The sequence below is a fragment of the Sphingomonas rubra genome (assembly GCF_900115745.1).
Classification (GTDB): Bacteria; Pseudomonadota; Alphaproteobacteria; order Sphingomonadales; family Sphingomonadaceae; genus Sphingomonas; species Sphingomonas rubra.
On sequence record NZ_FOXP01000003.1, the window covers coordinates 22,183 to 44,302 of the forward strand.

Annotated in this window: 21 protein-coding genes; 8 read left to right on the top strand and 13 right to left on the bottom strand. The window is 68.8% G+C overall.

All coding sequences use genetic code 11. The annotated features are described in order from the left end of the window. Positions 1-52: 52 nt before the first annotated feature. From BM145_RS04540 to BM145_RS04550, 3 genes are read right to left on the bottom strand one after another with little or no spacing between them, the layout of a single operon-like run. Positions 53-1,651: a carboxyl transferase domain-containing protein gene (locus BM145_RS04540; RefSeq protein WP_093331877.1), complete on the bottom strand. Its 1,599-nt coding sequence runs from the start codon at positions 1,649-1,651 to the stop codon at positions 53-55. Continuing rightward, complete coding sequence (locus BM145_RS04545; RefSeq protein ID WP_093331880.1) at positions 1,651-2,820, bottom strand: acyl-CoA dehydrogenase family protein; 1,170 nt, start codon at positions 2,818-2,820, stop codon at positions 1,651-1,653. Before BM145_RS04545 ends, BM145_RS04540 begins: the two co-directional genes overlap by 1 nt. A 46-nt stretch (positions 2,821-2,866) precedes the next feature. Next, entirely contained in the window at positions 2,867-5,200 is a 2,334-nt protein-coding gene (locus BM145_RS04550; RefSeq protein ID WP_093331882.1) for a GH92 family glycosyl hydrolase, read from the bottom strand. A gap of 71 nt (positions 5,201-5,271) precedes the next feature. Here BM145_RS04550 and BM145_RS04555 point away from each other — a divergent pair, with 71 nt between their 5' ends. Continuing rightward, on the top strand, positions 5,272-6,036 hold the full coding sequence (locus BM145_RS04555) for an alpha/beta fold hydrolase (protein ID WP_093331885.1): 765 nt from the start codon (positions 5,272-5,274) through the stop codon (positions 6,034-6,036). Positions 6,037-6,043: 7 nt separating this feature from the next. Here the strand turns inward: BM145_RS04555 and BM145_RS04560 are convergent, their stop codons facing one another. The 4 genes from BM145_RS04560 to BM145_RS04575 all read right to left on the bottom strand — a co-directional run bounded on the left by BM145_RS04560 (position 6,044) and on the right by BM145_RS04575 (position 10,862). After that, the gene (locus BM145_RS04560; protein ID WP_093331888.1) at positions 6,044-7,924 is read right to left on the bottom strand and encodes a gamma-glutamyltransferase family protein; all 1,881 of its coding nucleotides are present in this window, start codon (positions 7,922-7,924) and stop codon (positions 6,044-6,046) included. Between the two features lie 223 nt (positions 7,925-8,147). After that, complete coding sequence (locus tag BM145_RS04565; protein WP_093331890.1) at positions 8,148-8,939, bottom strand: SDR family NAD(P)-dependent oxidoreductase; 792 nt, start codon at positions 8,937-8,939, stop codon at positions 8,148-8,150. Between the two features lie 160 nt (positions 8,940-9,099). Further along, positions 9,100-10,281 carry a zinc-dependent alcohol dehydrogenase gene (locus BM145_RS04570; RefSeq protein ID WP_093331893.1) on the bottom strand — a complete coding sequence of 394 codons (1,182 nt, stop codon included), beginning with the start codon at positions 10,279-10,281 and terminating at the stop codon, positions 9,100-9,102. Continuing rightward, complete coding sequence (locus tag BM145_RS04575) at positions 10,278-10,862, bottom strand: SRPBCC family protein (RefSeq protein ID WP_093331896.1); 585 nt, start codon at positions 10,860-10,862, stop codon at positions 10,278-10,280. Before BM145_RS04575 ends, BM145_RS04570 begins: the two co-directional genes overlap by 4 nt. A 145-nt stretch (positions 10,863-11,007) precedes the next feature. On the opposite strand from BM145_RS04575, the gene BM145_RS04580 reads away from it, so the two are divergent. Beyond that, the gene (locus BM145_RS04580; protein ID WP_093331898.1) at positions 11,008-12,069 is read left to right on the top strand and encodes a DHH family phosphoesterase; all 1,062 of its coding nucleotides are present in this window, start codon (positions 11,008-11,010) and stop codon (positions 12,067-12,069) included. Beyond that, entirely contained in the window at positions 12,066-13,226 is a 1,161-nt protein-coding gene (gene uvsE / locus BM145_RS04585) for a UV DNA damage repair endonuclease UvsE (RefSeq protein ID WP_093331900.1), read from the top strand. Before BM145_RS04580 ends, uvsE begins: the two co-directional genes overlap by 4 nt. A 110-nt stretch (positions 13,227-13,336) precedes the next feature. Here the strand turns inward: uvsE and BM145_RS04590 are convergent, their stop codons facing one another. The 3 genes from BM145_RS04590 to BM145_RS04600 all read right to left on the bottom strand — a co-directional run bounded on the left by BM145_RS04590 (position 13,337) and on the right by BM145_RS04600 (position 15,387). Then, positions 13,337-14,701: an ammonium transporter gene (locus BM145_RS04590; RefSeq protein ID WP_093332393.1), complete on the bottom strand. Its 1,365-nt coding sequence runs from the start codon at positions 14,699-14,701 to the stop codon at positions 13,337-13,339. A gap of 14 nt (positions 14,702-14,715) precedes the next feature. Then, positions 14,716-15,054, bottom strand: a complete 339-nt coding sequence (locus BM145_RS04595; RefSeq protein WP_093331903.1) for a P-II family nitrogen regulator — start codon at positions 15,052-15,054, stop codon at positions 14,716-14,718. Between the two features lie 135 nt (positions 15,055-15,189). After that, a complete protein-coding gene (locus BM145_RS04600) occupies positions 15,190-15,387 on the bottom strand; it encodes a putative signal transducing protein (RefSeq protein WP_093331905.1) in 198 nt (65 codons plus the stop codon). Positions 15,388-15,423: 36 nt separating this feature from the next. Between BM145_RS04600 and BM145_RS04605 the strand changes: the two genes are divergently transcribed. The 3 genes from BM145_RS04605 to BM145_RS04615 are packed head-to-tail and all read left to right on the top strand — an operon-like array spanning position 15,424 to position 16,477. Continuing rightward, positions 15,424-15,939, top strand: coding sequence for a gluconokinase (locus tag BM145_RS04605; RefSeq protein ID WP_093331908.1), 516 nt, complete (start codon positions 15,424-15,426; stop codon positions 15,937-15,939). Continuing rightward, positions 15,936-16,181: a type II toxin-antitoxin system CcdA family antitoxin gene (locus BM145_RS04610; RefSeq protein WP_093331910.1), complete on the top strand. Its 246-nt coding sequence runs from the start codon at positions 15,936-15,938 to the stop codon at positions 16,179-16,181. The genes BM145_RS04605 and BM145_RS04610 overlap by 4 nt, the downstream gene beginning before the upstream one ends. Continuing rightward, on the top strand, positions 16,181-16,477 hold the full coding sequence (locus tag BM145_RS04615; protein WP_093331913.1) for a CcdB family protein: 297 nt from the start codon (positions 16,181-16,183) through the stop codon (positions 16,475-16,477). The genes BM145_RS04610 and BM145_RS04615 overlap by 1 nt, the downstream gene beginning before the upstream one ends. A 3-nt stretch (positions 16,478-16,480) precedes the next feature. On the opposite strand, the gene tldD is transcribed toward BM145_RS04615, so the two are convergent. Together tldD and BM145_RS04625 are read right to left on the bottom strand one after the other, a co-directional pair. After that, entirely contained in the window at positions 16,481-17,899 is a 1,419-nt protein-coding gene (tldD, locus tag BM145_RS04620) for a metalloprotease TldD (protein WP_093331916.1), read from the bottom strand. A gap of 271 nt (positions 17,900-18,170) precedes the next feature. Next, positions 18,171-18,404: a zinc-finger domain-containing protein gene (locus tag BM145_RS04625; protein ID WP_093332396.1), complete on the bottom strand. Its 234-nt coding sequence runs from the start codon at positions 18,402-18,404 to the stop codon at positions 18,171-18,173. 58 nt (positions 18,405-18,462) lie between these two features. On the opposite strand from BM145_RS04625, the gene BM145_RS04630 reads away from it, so the two are divergent. Continuing rightward, the gene (locus BM145_RS04630) at positions 18,463-19,401 is read left to right on the top strand and encodes an ABC transporter ATP-binding protein (protein ID WP_093331918.1); all 939 of its coding nucleotides are present in this window, start codon (positions 18,463-18,465) and stop codon (positions 19,399-19,401) included. Here BM145_RS04630 and BM145_RS15590 read toward each other — a convergent pair. Then, positions 19,398-19,643 carry a hypothetical protein gene (locus BM145_RS15590; protein WP_143090104.1) on the bottom strand — a complete coding sequence of 82 codons (246 nt, stop codon included), beginning with the start codon at positions 19,641-19,643 and terminating at the stop codon, positions 19,398-19,400. The genes BM145_RS04630 and BM145_RS15590 overlap by 4 nt on opposite strands. 823 nt (positions 19,644-20,466) lie before the next feature. Here BM145_RS15590 and nadB point away from each other — a divergent pair. After that, positions 20,467-22,044 (top strand): L-aspartate oxidase, encoded by a 1,578-nt coding sequence (nadB, locus tag BM145_RS04635; protein ID WP_093331920.1) that lies wholly within the window; start codon positions 20,467-20,469, stop codon positions 22,042-22,044. Positions 22,045-22,120 lie beyond the last annotated feature (76 nt).

Genomic DNA, 22,120 nt, shown 5'->3' on the forward strand with positions numbered 1-22,120 from the left:
TGCCGGGCGGTCCCCCTCCCCGTTCCGGGGAGGTATGGTAGTTGCTCCTGCATCACATCCGGAACACGCCGAAGCGGGGTTCGGGGATGGGCGCGTTGAGACACGCTTCCAGCGCCAGGCCGAGCACGTCGCGGGTCTGCGCCGGGTCGACGATGCCGTCGTCCCACAGGCGCGCGGTGGCGTACCAGGGATTGCCCTCGTCCTCGTATTTCTGGCGGACGGGGGCCTTGAAGGCTTCGGCCTGTTCCGGCGTCCAGGTCGCGGCGTCGCGGTGGACGGTCGCCAGCACGCTCGCCGCCTGCTCGCCGCCCATCACGCTGATCCGGCTGTTGGGCCAGGTGAAGAGGAAGCGGGGCGCATAGGCGCGGCCGCACATGCCGTAATTGCCCGCGCCGAAGCTGCCGCCGATCAGGACCGTGATCTTGGGCACGCTCGCGGTCGCGACCGCGGTCACCAGCTTGGCGCCGTGCTTGGCGATCCCCTCCGCCTCGTAGCGGCCGCCGACCATGAAGCCGGAGATGTTCTGGAGGAACAGCAGCGGGATTTTCCGCTGGCAGGCGAGCTCGATGAAGTGCGCGCCCTTCTGCGCCGATTCGGAAAAGAGAACTCCGTTGTTGGCGAGGATCGCCACCGGCAGACCGTGGATGTGCGCGAAGCCGCAGACCAGGCTGGCGCCGTAGAGCGACTTGAACTCGTGGAACTCGGACCCGTCGACGAGCCGGGCGATCACCTCGTGTACGTCGTAGGGGGCGCGGACGTCCTGCGGGATCACGCCGTAGAGTTGTTCCGGCGCGTGTTTCGGCGGTTTGGGCGCGGCGCGGTTGACGTCGGCGCCTCGCTCCGGCGGCAGGGTCGAGACGATGTCGCGGACGATCGTCAGCGCGTGCTCGTCACTCTCGGCGACGTGATCGACCACGCCCGAGCGGCGGCCGTGCGTCTCCGCGCCGCCCAGTTCCTCGGCCGTGATCTCCTCGCCCGTGGCCGCCTTCACCAGCGGCGGGCCGGCGAGGAAGATGGTGCCCTGCCCGCGGACGATCACCGTCTCGTCGGACATTGCCGGCACGTAGGCGCCGCCGGCGGTGCAGCTGCCCATCACGCAGGCGATCTGCGGAATGCCCTGGCTCGACATCTGCGCCTGGTTGAAGAAGATGCGGCCGAAATGCATGGCGTCGGGGAAGACCTCGGCCTGGTGCGGCAGGTTGGCGCCGCCCGAATCGACGAGGTAGACGCACGGCAGCCGGTTCGCTTCCGCGATCTCCTGCGCGCGCAGATGCTTCTTGACGGTGAGCGGATAGTAGGTGCCGCCCTTCACCGTCGCGTCGTTGCAGACGATCATCACCTGACGCCCGGCGACGCGGCCGATACCGGTAATGAGGCCGGCGCCGGGCACCTCGTTGTCGTACAAGCCGCCCGCGGCGAGCTGGCCGATCTCGAGAAAGTCGCTGCCGGGGTCGAGGAGGCGTTCGACCCGTTCGCGCGGGAGGAGCTTGCCGCGGGCGGTGTGGCGCTCGCGCGACTTCTCCGACCCGCCGAGCGCGGCCTGCGCGACGTCGGCGCGGAGGCGGTCGACGAGGGCGGCGTTGTGCGCGGCGTTGGCGCGGAAGGTGTCGCCGTCTGGCGACAGCTTGGTGTCGAGGACGGGCGCGCTCACTATTGCGCCACCGGGGGGTTGTGGCCGATCAGTTCGCGGCCGATCAGCATGCGGCGGATCTCGTTGGTGCCGGCGCCGATGTCGAGCAGCTTGGCGTCGCGCCAGAAGCGCTCCACCGGCCAGTCCTTGGTGTAGCCCGCGCCGCCGAGCGCCTGGATCGCCTCGCCCGCGACTTTCACCGCACTCTCGCTCGCCAGCAGGATCGCGCCCGCCGCGTCGAAGCGGGTCGTCTTGCCCGCGTCGCAGCTCTTCGCCACCGCGTAGACGTAGGCGCGCGCGGAATTAAGCGCGACGTACATGTCGGCGACCTTGGCCTGGATCAGCTGGAAGTTGCCGATCGCCTGGCCGAACTGCTTGCGCTCGCGCACGTAGGGGATCACCACGTCGAGGCATGCCTGCATGATGCCGAGCTGAATGCCCGCGAGCACCGCGCGCTCATAGTCGAGCCCCGACATCAGCACGCCGACACCACCGCCCAGCGGCCCCATGACTTGGGCGTCGGGCAGGAAGCAGTCGTCGAACACCAGCTCGGCGGTCGGCGAGCCGCGCATGCCGACCTTGTCGATCTTCTGGCCGATTGAGAATCCCGGCGTGCCCGCCTCGACGATGAAGGCGGTGATGCCGCGCGATCCCTCGCCCGTCTTGGCGTAGACGACGAGCGTGTCGGCATAGGCGGCGTTGGTGATCCAGAATTTGGTGCCGTTGAGCTTGTACCCGCCGTCGACGGCCTCCGCGCGCAGCTTCATCGACACGACGTCGGAGCCGGCGCCCGCCTCCGACATGGCGAGGCTGCCGACGTGCTCGCCCGAGATGAGCTTGGGCAGGTACTTGGCCTTCTGCTCGTCATTGGCCCAGCGGCGGATCTGGTTGACGCACAGGTTCGAGTGCGCGCCGTAGCTGAGGCCGATCGAGGCCGACGCGCGGCTCACCTCCTCGCAGGCGATGACGTGTTCGAGGTAGCCGAGGCCGAGGCCGCCGTCCTCCTCGGGCACGGTGATGCCGTGCAGGCCGAGCTCGCCCATCGCCGGCCACAGCTCGTCGCGGGGGAACCAGTCGTCGGCGTCGACCCTCGCCGCCAGCGGCGCGATCTTGTCCGCCGCGAAGCGCCGCGTCGCGTCGCGGATCATCTCCGCCGACTCGCCCAGGGCAAAGTCGAATTCGGGGGCCATCAGTCTCTCCGTATCGTTCGTTACCAGCCCGCTAGCACAAGCGGGATCAGCGGCGCGAGATCGAATACGGCCGAGCCGCTGCCGCTTTTCCCCAGGCGCGGTTCGGCCGCGATCGCATGGTGAAGCGGAGCTCGCCGCCGGCTGTAATCTCGTCATGGCGGAGATAGCTGCGCGCCAGCGGCTCGCCGTTGAGTGTCACCCGGCCGACATAGGGGTTCGCGTCGGACAGCCCGTCGGCGACGACGGTGAAGCGCTTGCCGCCAGGGAGCGCGAGGGTGGCGCGCTCCACGAACGGCCGCCCGATCACATATTCGAGGCTGCCGGGCGTCACCGGGTAGAAGCCGAGCGCGGTGAAGACGAGCCAGGCGGACATCTGGCCCAGATCGTCGTTGCCCGACAAACCGTCGGGGGCCGGCTTGTACTGCGTATCGACGATCTGCTTCAGGCGAGCCTGCGTCCGCCACGGCGCGCCGGCATGGTTGTAGAGATAGGCGACGTGGTGGCTCGGCTCGTTGCCGTGGATGTACTGGCCGATCAGCCCGGCGATGTCCTCGGCATGGCTGTAGTCGAGCTGGGAATTGTCATAGTCGAACATCGCGTCCAGCTTGGCGATCGCCTTGCCGTCCCCGCCCATCGCGCGGAACAGCGCCGCCTGGTCCTGCGGCACGAACCAGCTATACTGCCAGGCGTTACCCTCGGTGTAGTCGGAACCGTAGTTGATCGCGGTCGGATCGAACGGCGTGCGGAAGGCGCCGTCGCTCTTGCGGGCGCGGACGAAGCCGGTCTTCGGATCGAAGCTGTTGCGCCAATAGGCGGCGCGCTTGTCGAAGGTCGCGGCGACGTCGCGGCGGCCGAGCTTCTCGGCCATGCGCGCGATCATCCAGTCGTCATAGGCGTACTCGACCGTCTTTGACGCCGCCTCGGGCTCGCGGTCGATGGGCACGTAGCCGCGCTTCATATAGTCGCCGAGACCGCCATAGGGTGCGTAGGTGGCGCTGGCGACCATCGCGGCCAGCGCCTCGTCCGCGTCGAAGCCGCCGATGCCCTTCAGATACGCGTCGGCGATGACGGGGACGGCGTGGTAGCCGATCATCGTCCAGGTCTCCCGCCCCTGGAACTGCCAGACGGGAAGGATGCCGTCCGGACTGGCCCGGCGGCTGGCGAGCAGCGAGCGGACGATGTCGCTGGTGGTCGCCGCCGGCTGAACGAGCGTGAGCAGCGGATGCTCGGCGCGGAACGTGTCCCACAGCGAGAAGGTCGAGCGGAAGGTGAAGCCCGCCGCGCGGTGGACGGCGTTGTCCGGACCGCGAAAACGTCCGTCGGCGTCGCCCGCCACCGACGGGGCGAGCAGCGAATGGTAGAGCGCGGTGTAGACGGTCCGGCGCATCGGCGCGGGCGCGGCGACGTCGAGCCTGCCCAGCGCCTGCTCCCAGGCGACGCGCGTCCTGGCGGCGACCGCGTCGAACCCGCCGGGCTCGGCATCCAGGTTGGTCATCGCACCCGCCTCGTCGACCGACGAGATGGCAACACGGACCTCCAGCGGCCCCTCCAGCCGGCCGAAGTCGAATCGGCCGACCAGCGCGCGTCCCTGCCGCTCCGCCACCGCGTCGCTGCCGCGGCCGGGGCCCTGGAAGCCCTTGTAGGCGACGTCCTTCTCGGTCGAGACGAAGGCGTGGTCCTTCAGCGGCGCGGAAAAGCGCATGGCGAAGAACAGCTGCCGGTCGGGCGCCCAGCCGCGCGTCCGGCGACTGCCGGTGACGGTGCCGTCGGGGCGGAGGCGGAGCGACGACCAGAGCGTCTTGCCGGGATAGTTGTAGAGCGAACGGCGCAGGTCGAGGACGAGGTGCGCCGCCTTGCCCCTGGCGAACGTGTAGCGATGGACACCGACGCGCGTCCCGGCGGTCATCTCGGCGCGCACGCCCGCGTCCCGCAGCGTGACGGCGTAGTAGCCGGGTCGCGCGACCTCGCCGTCGTGCGAGAAGCGCGAGCGATAGCCGCTGCCGGGAACCCTGGCGTCGCCGGGCTCGAGCGGCACCGCCTCGCCCGAAACCGGCATGACCAGGAAATCACCCAGGTCGGAATGCCCCGCGCCCGAGAAATGGGTATGCGAGAAGCCCGCGATCGTCGGGTCGTCGTAGCGGTAGCCGGCGGCGTGCGCGTAGCATTCGCGGATTTGGCACTCGGCATCGGTATCGGGCGACAGTTGCACCATGCCGAACGGCGCGACGGCGCCGGGGAAGGTGTGCCCCTCGCCGCCGGTGCCGATGAACGGGTCGACCGCCTCGTACGGCGTCGGCGAAGGCGCGGGCGTCTGCTGCGCGGGCGACGCGGCGAGGAGCGGCAGGGCGAGAAGCGCGAGCGCGCGGCGGGAGGAGGCCATGCCGCATCCTAGGCACGGGCGGCCGGGCCGCAACCTCGGAACCTTCGCGCGCCGCCCACCGTCTGATCGCGATGCGGATCAGCGAGCGAACGGTCGTCTTCCTCCGTCACGCGCTCGGCGGCAGCGCCCGGTCGTTCGACCTGGTTCGGGAACGCCTGCCCGAGGTGGAGACGATCGCGGTGGACCTGCCCGGCTTCGGCCAGGCGGTCGGCGTCGAGGGCTATTCGGTCGCCGCGATGGTTGACCACGTCGCGGGCGTCGTCGCGGCACGCGCGCCGGCGCGGTGGATGGTGGTCGGCCACTCGATGGGCGGCAAGGTCGCGACGCTGCTCGCACGCACGGCGGTGACCGACCCGGCGCTGGCGAGCCTGGCGGGCGTCGTCCTCCTCGCGGCCTCGCCGCCCTCGCCCGAGCCGATCGAGGAGGGCCGGCGCGACCGGATGATCGGCTGGGTGGCCGACGGGCCGATCGCCGACGCGGACGCGCGGCGCTACGTCGACGCGAACAGCGCCGCGCGGCTGCCGGTGCCGGTGTTCGCCACCGCGGTGGCCGAGGCGCGCCGGTCGAGCCGCCGCGCCTGGCGGGCGTGGCTGGAGCATGGCAGCCGCGAGGATATGCGCGAGGCGGCCGGCGTGCTCCCTTACCCCGCGCTGATCGTCGCGGGAGCGAAGGACGGCGACCTGGGCGAGGCGGCGCAGCGGCGCCTCAACGTGCCGCACTATGTCGATGCGACCGTTGAGGTGGTGCCCGGCGCCGCGCACCTGCCGCCGCTGGAGGCCCCGGACGCGGTGGCGGCGCTGATCGCGCGGCACGTCGAGGCGTGCCGCGCGATGTAGAGGGGCTTCAGTACGCCATCGCGCACCCGTCCGCCCGCATCTCGCTGGCGGCGGCGTAGACGCGGGTGGCGCCGTCCATGCGGTGCTCGACGCACTGGTAGCGGCCGAAACCGCCGTCGGGGTCGCCGATCCGCCAGCCGATCTCGGCCAGCTTCGCGCGCGTCGCGTCCGGCACGCCGCTCTCCAGCCGCAGCAGCCCCGTGGGGCCGAGGTTGGGCGCGTCCTCCCCCATCGACTGCGACGAGCCCTCATGATGCCAGCGCGGCGCATCGCCCGCCGACTGGATCTCCAGGCCGTAATCGACGCGGTCGGTGACGATCTGCACCTGCCCCTGCGGCTGCATGTCGCCGCCCATCACGCCGAAGCTCATCCAGGGCCGGCCGTTCCTAGTCGCGAAGCCGGGGATGATCGTCTGGAAAGGGCGCTTGCCGGGCGCGTAGATGTTGGGGTGACCGTCCTTCAGCGAGAAGAGCTGGCCGCGGTCCTGGAACATGAAACCGAGCCCGTCCGCCACCAACCCGGAACCCATGCCGCGGAAGTTGGACTGGATCATCGACACCATCATGCCGTCCTGGTCGGCGCAGCTGAAATAGGTGGTGTCGCCGCGGCTCGGCGCCTGGCCCGGGCTGACCTGCGTCATCAACCGGTCGGGGCGGATCAGCTTCGCCCGCTCGGCGGCATATTCCTTCGAGATCAGCCACTCGACGGGCACGCGCGCGAACTTGGGATCGGCATAGTAGCGGGCGCGGTCCTCATAGGCGAGGCGCTTGGCCTCGGCCTGGAGGTGGATCGACAGCGGCGACAGGAAGCCGGCACCCGACAGGTCGAAGCGTTCGAGGATGTTGAGCATCTGCAAGGTCGCCAACCCTTGCGTATTGGCGGCGAGCGCGTGGACGGTGGTGCCGCGGTAATCGGTACGGTTGGGCTCGATCCACTCCGCCCGGTGCGCGGCAAGGTCCTCGTAGCGCAGCCAGCCGCCGATCCGCTTGAAATAGCGGTCCATCACCCGCGCAAGGTCACCTTCGTAGAACGCCTTGGCGCCTCCGTTCGCGATCGCGCGGTAGGTGCGCGCGAGATCGGGATTGCGGAATACCTGCCCCGCCGCCGGCCCCTTGCCGTCCGCCAGGCCGTAGGTGCGGAGCGCGTTCGCGACCTCCTCGATGCCGTTGTTCGGGCGCCGGAAGGCGGCGAGCGAGCGGCGGATATAGTAGGCGATGATGTCGGGCACCGGCGCGCCTGTTTCCGCGTGGCGGATCGCGGGCTCGAACAGCGCCTTCCACGGCAGCTTGCCGTAGCGCGCGTGCATCGCACCCCACGACGCCACGGCGCCCGGTACCGAGACGGTGACGGCGCCGAGCGCGGGTAACGCGCCGTTCTTGGCGCGGGCGCGCACGGCGGCGAGATCGAGACCGCGCGGGGACGCGCCCGACGACGCCATGCCAACGACCTTGGCGGCCTTCGGGTCCCAGATCATCGCGTAGGCGTCGCCGCCGATGCCGCTCGATGTCGGCTCCAGCAGGCCGAGACACGCGTTGATCGCGATCGCCGCATCGACCGCCGAGCCGCCGGCGCGCAGGATGTCGATCCCCGCCTGCGTGGCGAGCGGGTGGGCGCTGCCGGCGGCACCCGACAGGCCGTAGACGGCGGTGCGCGACGCGAAACTGGCACCGACCGGGCGGTCGCCGGCATGCACGTCGGGGCGGACGAAGCGATCCTCGCCGGCGGCCCAGCGTTGCGGCAGGGGCTTGGCGGCGGCGCTCGCGGGCTGCGGCGCGCCGCCCTGCCCCTCGGCAGGCGCGCCCTGCTGACCGACCTTGCCGGTCTGTGCCAGCGCGGCGGGTGCGAGCGTCGCGGCAGGGATGGCGGCGATGAAGTCACGACGGCGCATGGCGGTTTGTCCCGAAAAGCTAAGCGGCGCACACCTTTGCCGGGTATGCGCCGCTCGGCAAGTCGGAGTAACGGCATTCCTCCCCTGTAAGGGGAGGGGGACCAGCGAAGCTGGTGGAGGGGTGTTGCCGCTGATCGTCGTTCGGACCCAAGCCGTCGGTGACACCCTTCCGTCATGCCTGCGGCATGCCACCTCCCCTTGCAGGGGAGGATGGGCGGGTGCCTCACCCCTTCGCCGTGCCCGGCTCGGCCATGTTGCGGTGCATCGCCGCCAGCACCTTCGCCGGCAGCACGTTGGCGAGCATCCCCTGCACCTTCACCGACAGGCCTGAGAAGATCGACTCGTCGCCGCGGTTCATCGCGTCCCAGCCGTCCTTGGCGACGAGCGCCGGGTCGCGGCGGCTGTCGCTCTCGGGATCGCCGACCGAGGTGTCGAGCATGTCGCCGCGCGCGAAGAACTCCGTATCCACGGGCCCTGGCTTCAGCGTCGTGATGGTGACGCCCTTCGTCTCCTTGATCTCGTCGCGGATCGCGTCGGTGAAGTAATCGACGAACGACTTGGTGGAATTGTACACCGCCTGGAACGAGCCCGGCAGGTATCCGGCGATCGAGCCGGTCACCAGCACCTTGCCCTCGCCCCGCGCCACCATCTCCTTCAACACCTTCTGGAGGAGGTAGATCGTGCCGGTGATGTTGGTGTCGATCACGCGGCGCCAGTCCTCGACGCGCTGGTCGAGAAAGGCGTGGCCGAGGCCCTTGCCGGCGTTGGCGCAGAGCACGTCGACCGGGCGGCCGTTCGTCGCCGCGAGCAGCGTGTCGACGCCTTCCAGCGTGGCGAGATCCGCCTCCACCGACGTGACCTGCGTACCGAACTGCTTGAAGTCCTGGGCGGCGGCATCGATCAGCGGCTCGTTGGCGACGACGATGACGTCGTAGCCGTCCTTGGCGGCGAGCGTGGCGAGCTCGAATCCGATCCCGGTCGAGGCGCCGGTGACGATCGCGAGTTTGTTGGGCATTATTCTCTCCTAGATTAGGCGATCTCACCCCCAACCCGTTCGTGCTGAGGAGGCGCTGAGCGAAGTCGAAGCGCCATCTCGAAGCACATACCCTTCGAGACGAGGCTTCGACTTCGCTCAGCCTCTCCTCAGGGCGAACGGGGGTGGTGGAGACGGATCATCAGCGATCCAGGCCGGGCTTCAGCACGACCTTGGTGCATTCGTTCTGGTTGTTCTTGAACAGGTCGTACCCCTTGGGCGCTTCGCTGAGCGGCAGGCGGTGCGAGATCATGAACTCGGTATCGATCTTGTCTTCCATGATCGCGTTGAGCAGCGCGGGCATATAGTGCTGGACGTGCGTCTGACCGGTCTTGAGCGTCAGTCCCTTCTCCATGAACGCGCCGAGCGGGAATTTGTCGACGAAGCCGCCGTACACCGCCGGCATCGACACGCGCCCGCCCTTGCGGCAGGCGATGATCGCCTGGCGGATCGAGTGCGGGCGATCGGTGCCGAGGAACAGCGACGCCTTCACCTGGTCGACGACGTTGTCGACGAACAGGCCGTGCGCCTCCAGGCCCACCGCGTCGATCACCGCGTCGGGACCGATCCCACCGGTCATCTCCATCAGCGCCTCGTAGGTCGCGGTCTCCTCGAAGTTGATCGTCTCGGCGCCGAACTTCTTCGCCAGCTCCAGCCGGTGCGGGAAATGGTCGATCGCAATGACGCGCTCGGCCCCTTGCAGGAACGCCGACTGGACCGCGAACAGCCCGACCGGGCCGCAGCCCCAGACCGCCACCGTATCGCCAGGCTCGATCTGCGCGTACTCCGCTGCCTGCCAGCCGGTCGGCAGGATGTCGGAGAGGAACAACACCTTGTCGTCCTCCACGCCGTCGGGGATGACGATCGGGCCGACGTCGCTGAACGGCACACGGACGTACTCCGCCTGTCCGCCAGCATAGCCGCCGGTCAGGTGGGAATAGCCGAACAGCCCCGCCATCTCGGTGCCGTACAGCTCCATGCCCAGGTCCTGATTGTCGGCGGGCAGGCCGTTGGGGCAGGCCGAATACTGGTGCTTGTTGCAATGGTAGCAACTGCCGCACGAGATGGTGAACGGCACCACCACGCGCTGGCCCTTCTTGAGCGTCGATTTCGGCCCGACCTCGACCACCTCGCCCATGAACTCATGGCCCAGGATGTCGCCCTTCTGGAGCGTCGGGATGTACGCGTCGTAGAGGTGGAGGTCCGAGCCGCAGATCGCGGTCGAGGTCACCTTGATGATGCAGTCGCGCGGGTTGACGATCTCGGGATCGGGCACGTTGTCGATGCGGACGTCGTGCTTGCCGTGCCAGGCCAGTGCCTTCACAGTCCCATCTCCTCGAATTGCTTGGGATTCATCGCGGGCGTCGCGACTTCGCCGGTTTCCATCAGCTGCTTGAAGCGGCGCAGGTCGCGGCGCGCCTGGATTTTGGGCTCGCGCTGGAACAGCTTGGCGAAGAACTGGCCGATGACGCCGCCGGGCGGGTCGTAGACGATGGTCAGTGTCACGATGGTGCCGCGCGGGCCGGCGTCCCTGAATTCGATCCGGCCGGAATTGGCGACGTCGGCCCCCTCCTCGCTGGTCCAGGCGATCGAGCGGTCGCGCTGCTCCTCGGTGATGCGCGCGTCCCATTCCACCGTGCGGCCGGCCGGTGCCTTGACGACCCAGTGCGAGCGGGTCGAGTCGAGCACGTCGATCCGGTCGACATTCTCCATGAAGCCCGGCAGATTGTTGAAGTCGCGGAAATGGGCGAACACGTCGGCGACCGGCCTGGCGATCGTCACCGTGTTGGCGACCACGGTATCACCCTTGCCGTCGGGGAGCTGCGCGGCCGCCTCCGCACCGACGCCGCGGCGTTTCGAAGTGTCGAGCGGCGCGTCGTCGCTCTGCGGGTTGTCGAAGGGCATTCGATCCTCCTGGCTGTCGCAGCGGAAAGCGCGTGCCGATATGCAACGGTTCCAAACATATTAACGTGGATCATCGTCTTTCCAGACGGTTGCGTCTCGGGGCGCGAGCCGGGAGCCGGGAGCGCTCGGCTTCGTTGACCCCGCCATGATCGGAATACTCGCCGACGCCGCCGACCCGCGCGCCACCGCCGCCGCCGCGTTCGCCCACGCGGTGGAGGCGGCGGACGGGCCGGTGGTCGTGCTGTCGCACTTCGATGCCGACGGGCTCGCCGCCGCGGCGATCCTCGTCCGGGCGCTGCGCGCAGCCGGTCGCGACGCGCGCCCCAGCATCGTCGGCAAGGGCGAGACGCCGTGGGACGAGGCGGTACGCGCGCGGCTCGCCGCCGAGGCACCGGCACTGCTGATCGTCGCCGACCTCGGCACGCGGGGCGAGCCGGTGCTGCCGGGCGTGGCCACCGTCGTGATCGACCACCATCTGCCGACCGGCCTGCCGGATGGCGCGGTGACGATCAGCGGCAACGGCCTCGATCCCGAGCCGACCAGCGCGCTCCTCGCCTGGTGGGCGGCGACGGGGCTCGGGGACCAGGACGACCTGCTGTGGCTCGCCGCGCTCGGATTGATCGGCGACATGGCGGACGAGGGCTGGCCCGAGCTCGTCGCGGCGCAGGGCCGCTGGGGCAAGACGGCGCTGAAGGATGCGACGGTGCTGGTCAACGCGCCGCGCCGCACCGCCGCCGCCGACGCCTCGCCCGCGCTCCGCCTGCTGCTGGAAAGCGACGGGCCCAAGGCGATCACCAAAAGCGAGGGCGCCGACGCGCAGGCGCTGCGCGACGCGCGTGCCGAGGTGAAGGAGGCGATGGACATGGCCAAGCGGGTGGCACCGCGCGTCGTCGGCGACGTGGCGCTGATCGCCTTTTCCACGGGCGCGCAGGTCCACCCGCTCGTCGCGCAACAGTGGCGCGGGCGGCTGAAGGACAAGGTCGTGATCGCCGCCAACAAGGGCTATCGTGACGGCTGGGTCCATTTCGCCGCACGCTCCGCCACCGGGCGCGACCTGATCGCCTTCCTCGCCGAGCATCGGCCCGCCGGCGCCGACGGGCGCTACGGCAACGGCCACGCGCAGGCGACCGGCGGCGCGCTGCGCCTGGCCGACTGGAACAGCTTCGTCGCCGGCCTCGGCTTTCCCGAACAACAGGTAGCTTTATGACCGACATCTCGCGCCCGCTTCGCCTGGGCTTTCCCGTCAAGGTGATGGGCCGCCCCGACCTGAAGTCGCAGGACACGCGCCGCTGGCAGAAGAACCCGCACCTCAAATGCTCGCTGGAGTTGCTCGACCGGGTGCTCGACTATCTGAAGTCGGAGCGGCTCGACATGTATCGGCTGTCGTCGGACATCGCGCCTTACGCCACGCATCCCGACATGCCCCAGTTCCACTCCATGGTGGCGGACAGCGATGCGGAACTGCGCGCGTTCGGCGCGAAGGCGAAGGAGTACGACATTCGCCTGTCGTTCCACCCGTCGCAGTACGTGCTGCTCAACGCCCCCAATCCGGAATTGACCAAGAAGAGCATCTGGGACCTGTCGAGCCAGGCGGAGATGCTCGACCGGATGGAGCTGGGTCCGGAAGCGGTGATGATTACGCACGTCGGCGGCGTGTACGACGATCATGAGGCGAGCCGCGCGCGCTGGATCGAGGGGTGGGAACAATGCCCCGAGCATGTCCGGCGCCGATTGGTGCTGGAGAATGACGACATCCGCTTCTCGGCGGCGGACGTGCTGTGGATTCATGAGCGCACGGGGGTACGCTGCGTCTTCGATTACCAGCATATGTGGTGCCTGAACCCCGAGCGGCTGGACATGCGCGACGTGCTGGAACGCTTCCTCGCCACTTGGCCCGAAGGCGTGCGGCCGAAGATCCATTTCTCCTCCCCCCGCACGGAGCTGCGCGAGATCAAGCAGAAGATCACGCCCAAGCAGCGCGAGGCGGCCAAGGCGGGCAAGGGCCGCGCCCGAAAGGGCGAGCTGTTGAAGGCGCCGGTCAAGGCCACCGCGCGCGTCAAGACGGTGCTGCGCCCGCCGATCTGGACCGGTCACGCCGACTTCACCAACCCGTTCGAGTTTGCGACCTTCATGCGGATGGCCGAGGGCCTCGAGTTCGACGTGATGATGGAAGGCAAGTCGAAGGACCTGAGCCTGCTGCGCCTGCGCCCCGACCTGCTCCGCTTCGCGCCCGACGTGGCGGCTCGGTTCGGGATCACCAGCGCGGATGCCGACGCGCTCGCCGCCGACGAGGCGCGGCTCGATGCCGGCGCCGACGCGGAGGACGAGGCCGACGTGGACGAGGGGCTGGTCGCGGCGGAGTAGCGGCGGCGCCCGCGTGCGCACCAGAAAGGACCCGGTACGTCGCCGTACCGGGCCAGGTATGTCCGCAGGAGGAACATCGGTGGGGCGCGGGGTCGTACCCCCGCACCCGATCAGTTGTAGGCGCGCTCGCCGTGGTCGGAGAGGTCGAGGCCCTCGTATTCGGCTTCCCGGCTCGGCCGCAGACCGGTGACCGCCTTGGCGACGAACATGGCGACGGCGGTGCCGATACCCGACCAGACGATGGTCGTGCCGACCGCGCCGAGCTGGACGAGGAGCTTGGCGCCCATCTCGTAATCCGCGGCGCCCGGTCCGCCGAGCGAGGGCGCGTAGACCACCGCCGTGCCGATCGCGCCGACCATGCCGCCGACGCCGTGGATGCCGAACGCGTCGAGCGAGTCGTCGTAGCCGAGCTTGGGCTTCACCACCGACACCGCGAAGAAGCAGACGATCGAGGCGACGATGCCGAGCACGATCGCGCCGAACGGGCCGGAATTGCCCGCCGCCGGCGTCACCGCGACCAGCCCGGCGACGATGCCCGAGCAGAAGCCGAGCGCCGATCCCTTGTGCCCGCGCACCCGCTCCACGACCATCCAGGCGAGGCCGCCGGCCGCCGTGGCGACGAAGGTGTTGATCATGGCGAGACCGGCCGATCCGTTCGCCTCCAGCGCGGAACCCGCGTTGAAGCCGAACCAGCCGACCCAGAGCAGGCCGGTGCCGACGCCGGTCAGCGTCAGCGAGTGCGGCGGCATCGGCTCGCGCGGGTAGCCGAGGCGCGGCCCCAGGATCAGCGCGGCGACCAGCGCGGCGACGCCGGCGTTGACGTGGACCACCGTGCCGCCCGCGAAGTCGAGCGCGCCGAGCTTGAAGAACAGACCCGACGACGCCCACACCATGTGCGCGATGGGGAAATAGACGATCGTCAGCCACACGGCGGCGAAGACCATGACGGCGGAGAAGGTGATCCGCTCGACCACCGATCCCAGCACCAGCGCGACGGTGATCGCCGCGAACGTCATCTGGAAGCTGACGAAGACATATTCGGGGATCTCGACGCCGGCGGTGAAGGTCGCCGCCTGGCTGGCGGGCGTCACCCCGGCGAGGAACGCCTTGTCGAGGCTGCCGACGAACTGCGACAGGAAACCCGACGACACGTCCGGCCCGAAGGCGAGCGTGTAGCCCCACATCACCCAGATCAGCATGGCAAGCGCCGCCGCCGCACCGATCTGCGTCATCGTCGCCAGCATGTTCTTGCCGCGGACGAGGCCGCCGTAGAACAGCGCTAGGCCGGGCAGGATCATCAGGAGGACGAGGACGGTGGACGTCATCATCCAGGCGGTGTCGCCCTTGTCGACGGTGGCCGCGACGGGTGCGGTGGCGGGCGCCTGCAGCGCCGCGGCGTCCTGTGCCCAGGCAGGCGCGGCCGCCAGCAGGCCGGCCAGGCCGAGGCCGGCCGCGATCTTGATCGCGTTGTTCATCGGATTTCCCATCGTCAGAGTGCCGCCTCGTCGGTCTCGCCGGTGCGGATGCGCACCGCCTCGCCGACGTCGAGCACGAAGATCTTGCCGTCGCCGATCGCGCCGGTGTTGGCCGCTTGCTGGATCGCCTCCACGACCCGGGGGGCGAGCGCGGTGGCGCAGGCGACCTCCACCTTGATCTTGGGCACCATGTTGGTGCTGTACTCGGCGCCGCGGTAGATCTCGGTCTGGCCCTTCTGCCGGCCGAACCCCTTGACCTCGGTGACCGTCATGCCCGTGACGCCGAGCGTGGTGAGCGCTTCGCGTACCTCGTCGAGCTTGAACGGCTTGATGACCGCGATGACCAGCTTCATCCCGCACCCTCTTGGCTGTTGATGCCAAACGGGCTTCGCAATCGGCGTGCCAGTCGCGGTTCAGGGAACGATGCACACGTGGATGGCTCGGCGAGCGCGTCCTAACCGGGCAGCTGCGGATGCCCTGCCCGTTTTTCAGGCAGCGACGATCGTCCTGGCCTCGGCGATATCGTCCTCGTCGACCATGACGCGGACCGGGATCAGCAGCCAACTGCCGTCGGCGATGCTGCTGCCCGCGTCGAAGGCGACGGCGGGAATGCCCTCCGCCTCCAGCCGGCCGACGACGATGTGCGCCTCGTTGCGCGAATATCGGGCCAGTTCGACGAGTGCCATGGGGACCAAGCGCTCGGGAAACGCGTTTGCTCCGCCATGATGGTGCTGGTGATGGGCGTGTCGGGGTCGGGCAAGAGCAGCGTCGGCCTCGCGCTGGCCAAGCGTCAGGGCGCGCCATTCCTAGAAAGCGATTCCCTCCACCCAACCACCAACGTCGCCAAGATGGCGGCGGGCGTGCCGCTCGACGACGATGACCGCGCGCCGTGGCTCGACGCGATCGCGACGTGGATGGCGGCGCGGCCGCACGGCGTGGTCGCCTGCTCGGCGTTGAAGCGCGCCTATCGCGACCGGCTGCGCGCGGCGGCTCCAGCGCTGCGGATCGTCGCGCTGCTGCCGCCCGAGCGGGTGCTGGCCGAGCGGCTCGGGCAACGGCGGGGCCATTTCATGCCGGGATCGCTGCTCGCCAGCCAGTTGGCCACGCTGGAGGTGCTGGGGATCGATGAGCGGGCGTTGGTTCTGTCGGGTGACAAGCCGGTCGCCGCCACGATCGCAATTGTCGCGCAATGGTTGACGCTTGACCCGCGACATGATGCGCATAATCTATCCGCATGAAGCATGATCCGATCCGTTCCGGCAAGCGCAAGCCGGTCAACCTGTCGATCGATACGGGCATAGTCGATTACGCCCGCTTGCACGGCATCAACCTGTCGCAGGTGAGTGAAGCCGCGCTGCATACCGCCGCCAAGGCTGAAGCCGCGCGACAGTGGCAAGAAGAAAACCGGGAAGCTTTGCGAAGCTGGGATCGTTGGGTCGAGGAGAACGGCCTGCCTCTCGAGAAGTACCGTGCCTGGTAATGGCGCAGTTCGACGTTTGCACATTGCCTGACGGAGAATGGGTTGTCGTCGTTCAGGCCGATGTTGTGGCGCTCGTCGAAACGACGGTGATCGTTCCGCTACTTCCCTCCGATCAACAACCCGCCTCCGTCCGCCGCCTACACCCGCGACTCGAAATAGCGAGCGAGGAGCGCATTCTCGCGACCCACTTGATTTCCGCGGTAAGACGGCGCGCCCTGTCGGCACCTTTCGCCTCGCTCGCCGCATACGAGTACGAGATCAAGGGCGCGCTCGACCTGCTCGTCAGCGGTATCTGACGATCAGGCGGCGGTGCCGCCCACCGTCAGCCCGTCGACCAGCAGCGTCGGCTGACCCACGCCCGCGGGGACGCCCTGCCCGCCCTTGCCGCACATGCCGATGCCTTCGTCCAGCGCGAAGTCGTGGCCTATGCCGCGCACCTTGGTCAGCACCGTCGGGCCGTCGCCGATCAGTGTCGCGCCCTTGATCGGCGCGCCCAGGCGGCCGTCTTCGATCCGGTAGGCCTCGGTGCAGGAGAAGACGAATTTGCCCGATACGATATCGACCGAGCCGCCGCCGAACGACTTGGCGAAGATGCCGTTCTTGACGCGGGCGAGCAGCTCAGCCGGATCGTCGCGGCCGGCACGCATGAAGGTGTTGGTCATCCGCGGCATGGGGGCATGAGCGTAGCTCTCACGGCGGCCGTTGCCGGTCGCCGCCACGCCCATCAGGCGCGCATTGAGGCGGTCCTGCATATAGCCCTTGAGGATGCCGTCCTCGATCAGGATGGTCTCGCGCGTTGGCGTGCCCTCGTCGTCGATCGACAAGGAGCCGCGCCGGTCGGGCAGCGAGCCGTCGTCGACGATGGTGATGCCGGGCGCGGCCACCCGGTCGCCGATCCGGCCGGAGAAGGCGCTGGTACCCTTGCGGTTGAAATCACCCTCCAGCCCGTGGCCGATCGCCTCGTGGAGGAGGATGCCGGGCCAGCCGGGGCCGAGCAGCACCGTCATCTCGCCGGCGGGCGCGGCCACCGCCTCCAAATTGACGAGCGCCTGCGCCAGCGCCTCGTCGATGCCGCGCTGCCACGTGGCGGGTTCGAACAGGCGGTCGTAGAGGTAGCGGCCGCCGATACCGAAGCTGCCGGTCTCGCGCCGGCCGTTCTGCTCGACGACGATCTGTACGCCGAAGCGGACCAGCGGGCGCACGTCGGTGGCGACGAAGCCGTCGGGGCGGACGATCTCCACCACCGTCCAGCTGCCCGAGAGGTTCACCGACACCTGCACGACGCGCGGGTCGCGGGCACGGGCGGCGGAGTCGACCTGCTGGCATAGCGCCACCTTGTCGGCGAAGGGGATCAGGTCGAGCGGATCGGCGTTGGTGTAGAGGTGGCGGTTGTTGCCGCGCGGGGGCGGTGCCTTGGCGGAGGCGCTGGGATCGATCAGCGCCATCGTCTCGCCGGCGCGGCGGATGGCGGCCTCGGTCAGGTCGCTGGCGTGCGCGAAAGCGGTGGTTTCACCCGACACGGCGCGCAGGCCGAAACCGGCGCCGGTGTCGTAGCTGGCGGTCTTCAGCCGGCCGTCATCGAAACCGAACGCCTCCGATCGGCGGTACTGGAGGAAGAGCTCGCCGTCGTCGGCGCGGCCGAGCGCGTCGGCGGTTAGGCGTTGCGCCGCCTCCGGGGTGAGATCGCGGTAGAGGAACTGGCGCGGGTCTTGGGTCATGGAGAGGATATAGGAGTTGCGGGGCGGGGTGGCGAGGAGGGACGGTATCCTATGGCGTCCTTCCACCCCGGCGAAGGCCGGGGCCCAGTTACGGAACGGCGTTGAGAAGCGTTGCGACTATCATGCACGCTCACCCAACTGGGCCCCGGCCTCCGCCGGGGCGGTGAGGAGGAGGAGGAGGAGGTCGGGTGGCGTCACGGCGGAGCCGTGACGTCGAACGGGCGGTGTCCGCCCGTCGGCCGATCGGCGGCCCGTTTTCCGGGCGTTCGGCTTAGTGACTCGCGCCTTCGCTGAAATCCTTCAGGGTCGTTTGATCCGCACCGTCGGCCGGGCCGCCGATCAGCACGAACCGCCGGTCGCAATAGCCGCAGTCCACGTATCCATGCTCGTCGATCTGCAACCACACGCGCGGGTGGCCGAGCGCGGCGCCGCCGGGGATGTCGGCCGCGCCGTCGCAGGCGATGCGGGGTTGCGCGGTGCGGGTGACTTCGAGCGGCGGGTGCATGGCCATGTGAATAGCAAGGAGCATTGTGGCGAGGCAAGCCGGAGCCTATCGCGAACCCATGACCGAAGCAGCCATCTCCATCCAGGGCCTGTGCAAGACCTACGCCGTGAAGGGCGGGACGGCCAAGCGCGCACTCGACGGCGTGACGTTCGACGTGCCGCGCGGCCAGATCTTCGGGCTGCTCGGCCCCAACGGCGCGGGCAAGTCGACGCTCATCAACATCCTGGCGGGGCTGGTGAACAAGACCAGCGGCACGGCGTCGATCTGGGGCTTCGACATCGACCAGCATCCGAGGAACGCCAAGGCGTCGATCGGCATCGTCAACCAGGAGATCCTGTTCGATCCCTTCTTTACCCCCGTCGAGACGCTGGAGATCCAGGCCGGGCTCTACGGCGTGCCGAAGAAGCAGCGCCGATCGCTCGAACTGCTGCGCGCGGTGCACCTGGAGGACAAGGCCAACGCCTATGCCCGAACGCTGTCGGGCGGGATGAAACGGCGGCTGATGGTGGCCAAGGCGATGGTCCACTCGCCGCCGGTGCTGGTGCTCGACGAGCCGACCGCCGGCGTCGACATCCAGTTGCGCCAGCAATTGTGGGAATATGTCCGCGCGCTCAACGAAGGCGGCGTAACGGTGGTGCTGACGACGCATTACCTGGAGGAGGCGGAGCAATTGTGCGACCGCATCGCCATCATCAACCACGGCCGGGTCGTCGCCAACGAGCCGACGCGCGAACTGGTCGGCCGCGCGCAGGAGAAGGTGGTCGCGGTCACCGTCGACCGCGACCTGACCGCCGCGCCGACCGCGCCCTGCTTCGAGAAGATCGTGCTGAAAGGCGGCCGGGTGCTGGAGATCACCTATTCCAAGGACCGGGTGAATGCGGGCCAGGTGCTGGCGGCGGTGCAGGAGCAGGGGCTGGGGATCGTCGATGTCTCGACCCGCGAGGCGGATTTGGAGGACGTGTTCCTGAGCCTGACGCGGGGGTCGGCGGGGAATTAGCTGATGGTCCGGCGGCGGAGGTTCAGGCTAACTTCAGTCAGGAAATTGCGTGAGCCGCGCGAAAGTTCACGGTTGCTTGACTCATTGACCCCAGGAACGAAACGCAACGCGTCGATCGTTTCCGATTGTGCGGCAATGAGAAAGAGCGCGGGTGATCTCGTCGCGACCTTATACCAGAACGAGCGCTTGTAGGACAGCGGAGACGATCGCTGATAAACCGATATTGGCATCAGCGGCCGCATCTATAAGGTGCCTTCGGAGCAAGCGCCTGTCACCAGGGGCATCATGAGGGAAGCGGCCATGGTACGAACTCGGCTTGGTATGGCGCTGGGCTGTGCGACCTTGGCGACCGGTCAACCCACGCTCGCGCAGTTTACTTCCCCCAAACCCGAAGTGTTTGCCCGCGCGGAAGACCAGCACCGCGCACGCCTGCTCACGACGGCATGCGCCGAGACCGACGTGGGGCAAGGTTGTTATCGGTACAATGGTCGGTTGATACGAGAAGGACCCTGTAGCTATCGTACCGCTACTGGCGCGATCGGATCGCTACCTACCGAACAATGCTACAAGATGGAGCCGGCACGCCGCTACCGTGGCGTTTGGATCGACGCGTTCGAAGGACAGCAGTTCATACCGGAGGGAACGAAGGCGCCTGAGTGGCCGCGTGGTAGCCCGAAAAGTCCCGAATGGAGAAAGGAAGCTGATCGGGCCATTGCCGCTAGAATCTGGTTGGACGTCGATCGGACCAAGCTTGGCCACAAATGGCAGCAGGGTGTGAGAACAGCGTTCATCGAGTTCATCGGGCGGAAGACGAAGTATCCTGGCAATTACGGTCACATGGGAATGTCGGGGCAGGAGATCATTGTGGATCGAGTGATCTCACTGCAGGATTGTCCAGCCACAGGCCCTTGTGGATGAAAGCGAATAAGCCACAATCGACCAGGGAACGCCTCTGTCCCAGTGGAGATCGCTGTGGCAGAGCATCGCCATGTCACCCGCTGCTCCTTCCTGTCTCCGCTCCCGATCGCCGCTACAGGATCGTTTCGGCTGCCGGTCGGTAGCCGCGTGAGCACGTCCGACGTCCTCATCATCGGCTCCGGCGCGGCGGGCCTCACCGCCGCCGTGAACCTCGCCGACCGGTTCCGCGTCACCGTGCTCGCCAAGGGCGCGCTGGACGAGGGGTCGACCGCCTGGGCGCAGGGCGGGATCGCGGCGGTGCTGGAGCCGGGCGACACGTTCGACCATCACGTCGAGGACACGATGGTGGCGGGCGCGGGGCTGAACGACCGCGGTATGGTCGAGTTCGTGGTCGAGCGCGCGCCCGCGGCGATCGCGCGGTTGCAGGCGCTGGGGGTGCCCTTCGCCGAGGAAGCGGGGGCGCTGCACCTGACGCGCGAGGGCGGGCATTCGCACCGGCGGATCGTGCACGTCGCCGACGCCACCGGCTGGGCGGTGCAGGAAGCGTTGCAGCGCGCGGCGGAGGCGCATCCCAACATCACGCTGGTGCCCGACCAGGTGGCGATCGACCTCGCCACGGGGCGGCACGAGGAGCGTTACTCGGGCGCGGGGCACGTGTGGGGGGTGTACGCGCTCGACCGGCGCACGGGACGCGTCGGCGTGCATACCGCGCGGGCGACCGTGCTGGCGACGGGGGGTGCGGGGCGGACCTACCTGTTCTCCACCGCGCCGCGGGGTGCGACGGGAGACGGGATCGCGATGGCGTGGCGGGCGGGGGCGCGCGTGTCGAACATGGAATTCATGCAGTTCCACCCGACCTGCCTGTACCATCTGGAGGTCAAGAACTTCCTCATCACCGAGGCCGTGCGCGGCGAGGGCGGACGGCTGCTCAATCCCCGGACGGGAAGCCGCTTCATGCCCGATCTCGATCCCCGTGCCGAGCTGGCGCCGCGCGACGTGGTGGCGCGGGCGATCGACGCGGAGATCAAGCGCGACGGGCTCGATTACGTCCACCTCGACATCAGCCACCAGCCCGCCGACTTCGTGCGCGCGCATTTCCCCACGATCCACGAGAAGCTGCTGGGGCTGGGGATCGACATGACGCGCGAGCCGATCCCGGTGGTGCCCGCGCAGCATTACACCTGCGGCGGCATCGTCGTGGATCGCGACGGTCGCACCGACCTGCCCGGCCTCTACGCGGCGGGCGAGTGCACGCAATCGGGGCTGCACGGCGCCAACCGGCTGGCGTCCAACTCGCTGCTGGAATGTTTCGTGTTCGGAGAGGCGGCGGCCACGCATATCGCAGAATGCTGGAACGAGCTGCCCCCGCCCCCGCCGATCCGCGCCTGGGACGAGAGCCGCGTCGCCGATTCGGACGAGGAAGTGGTCATCAAGCAGAACTGGACGGAGATCCGCCGGTTCATGTGGAATTACGTCGGCATCGTCCGCACCACCAAGCGGCTCCAGCGCGCGGCGCGGCGTATCCAGCTGTTGAACGAGGAAGTGGCCGATTATTACGGCCATTTCCGCGTCACCCCCGATCTAATCGAGCTGCGCAACCTGCTCCAGACCGCGGACCTGATCGTGCGGTCGGCGCTGCACCGGCACGAGAGCCGCGGGCTGCACTATACGCTGGACTGGCCGGAGACGCGGCCGGACGCGGCCGACACGGTGCTGGTTCCCTGACCGACGCGACGGCGCGACTCCGGTCGGCGCGCGTCAGCCGCGGTTCGCCGCAATGCCGCGGGATGTGCCGTTCCGT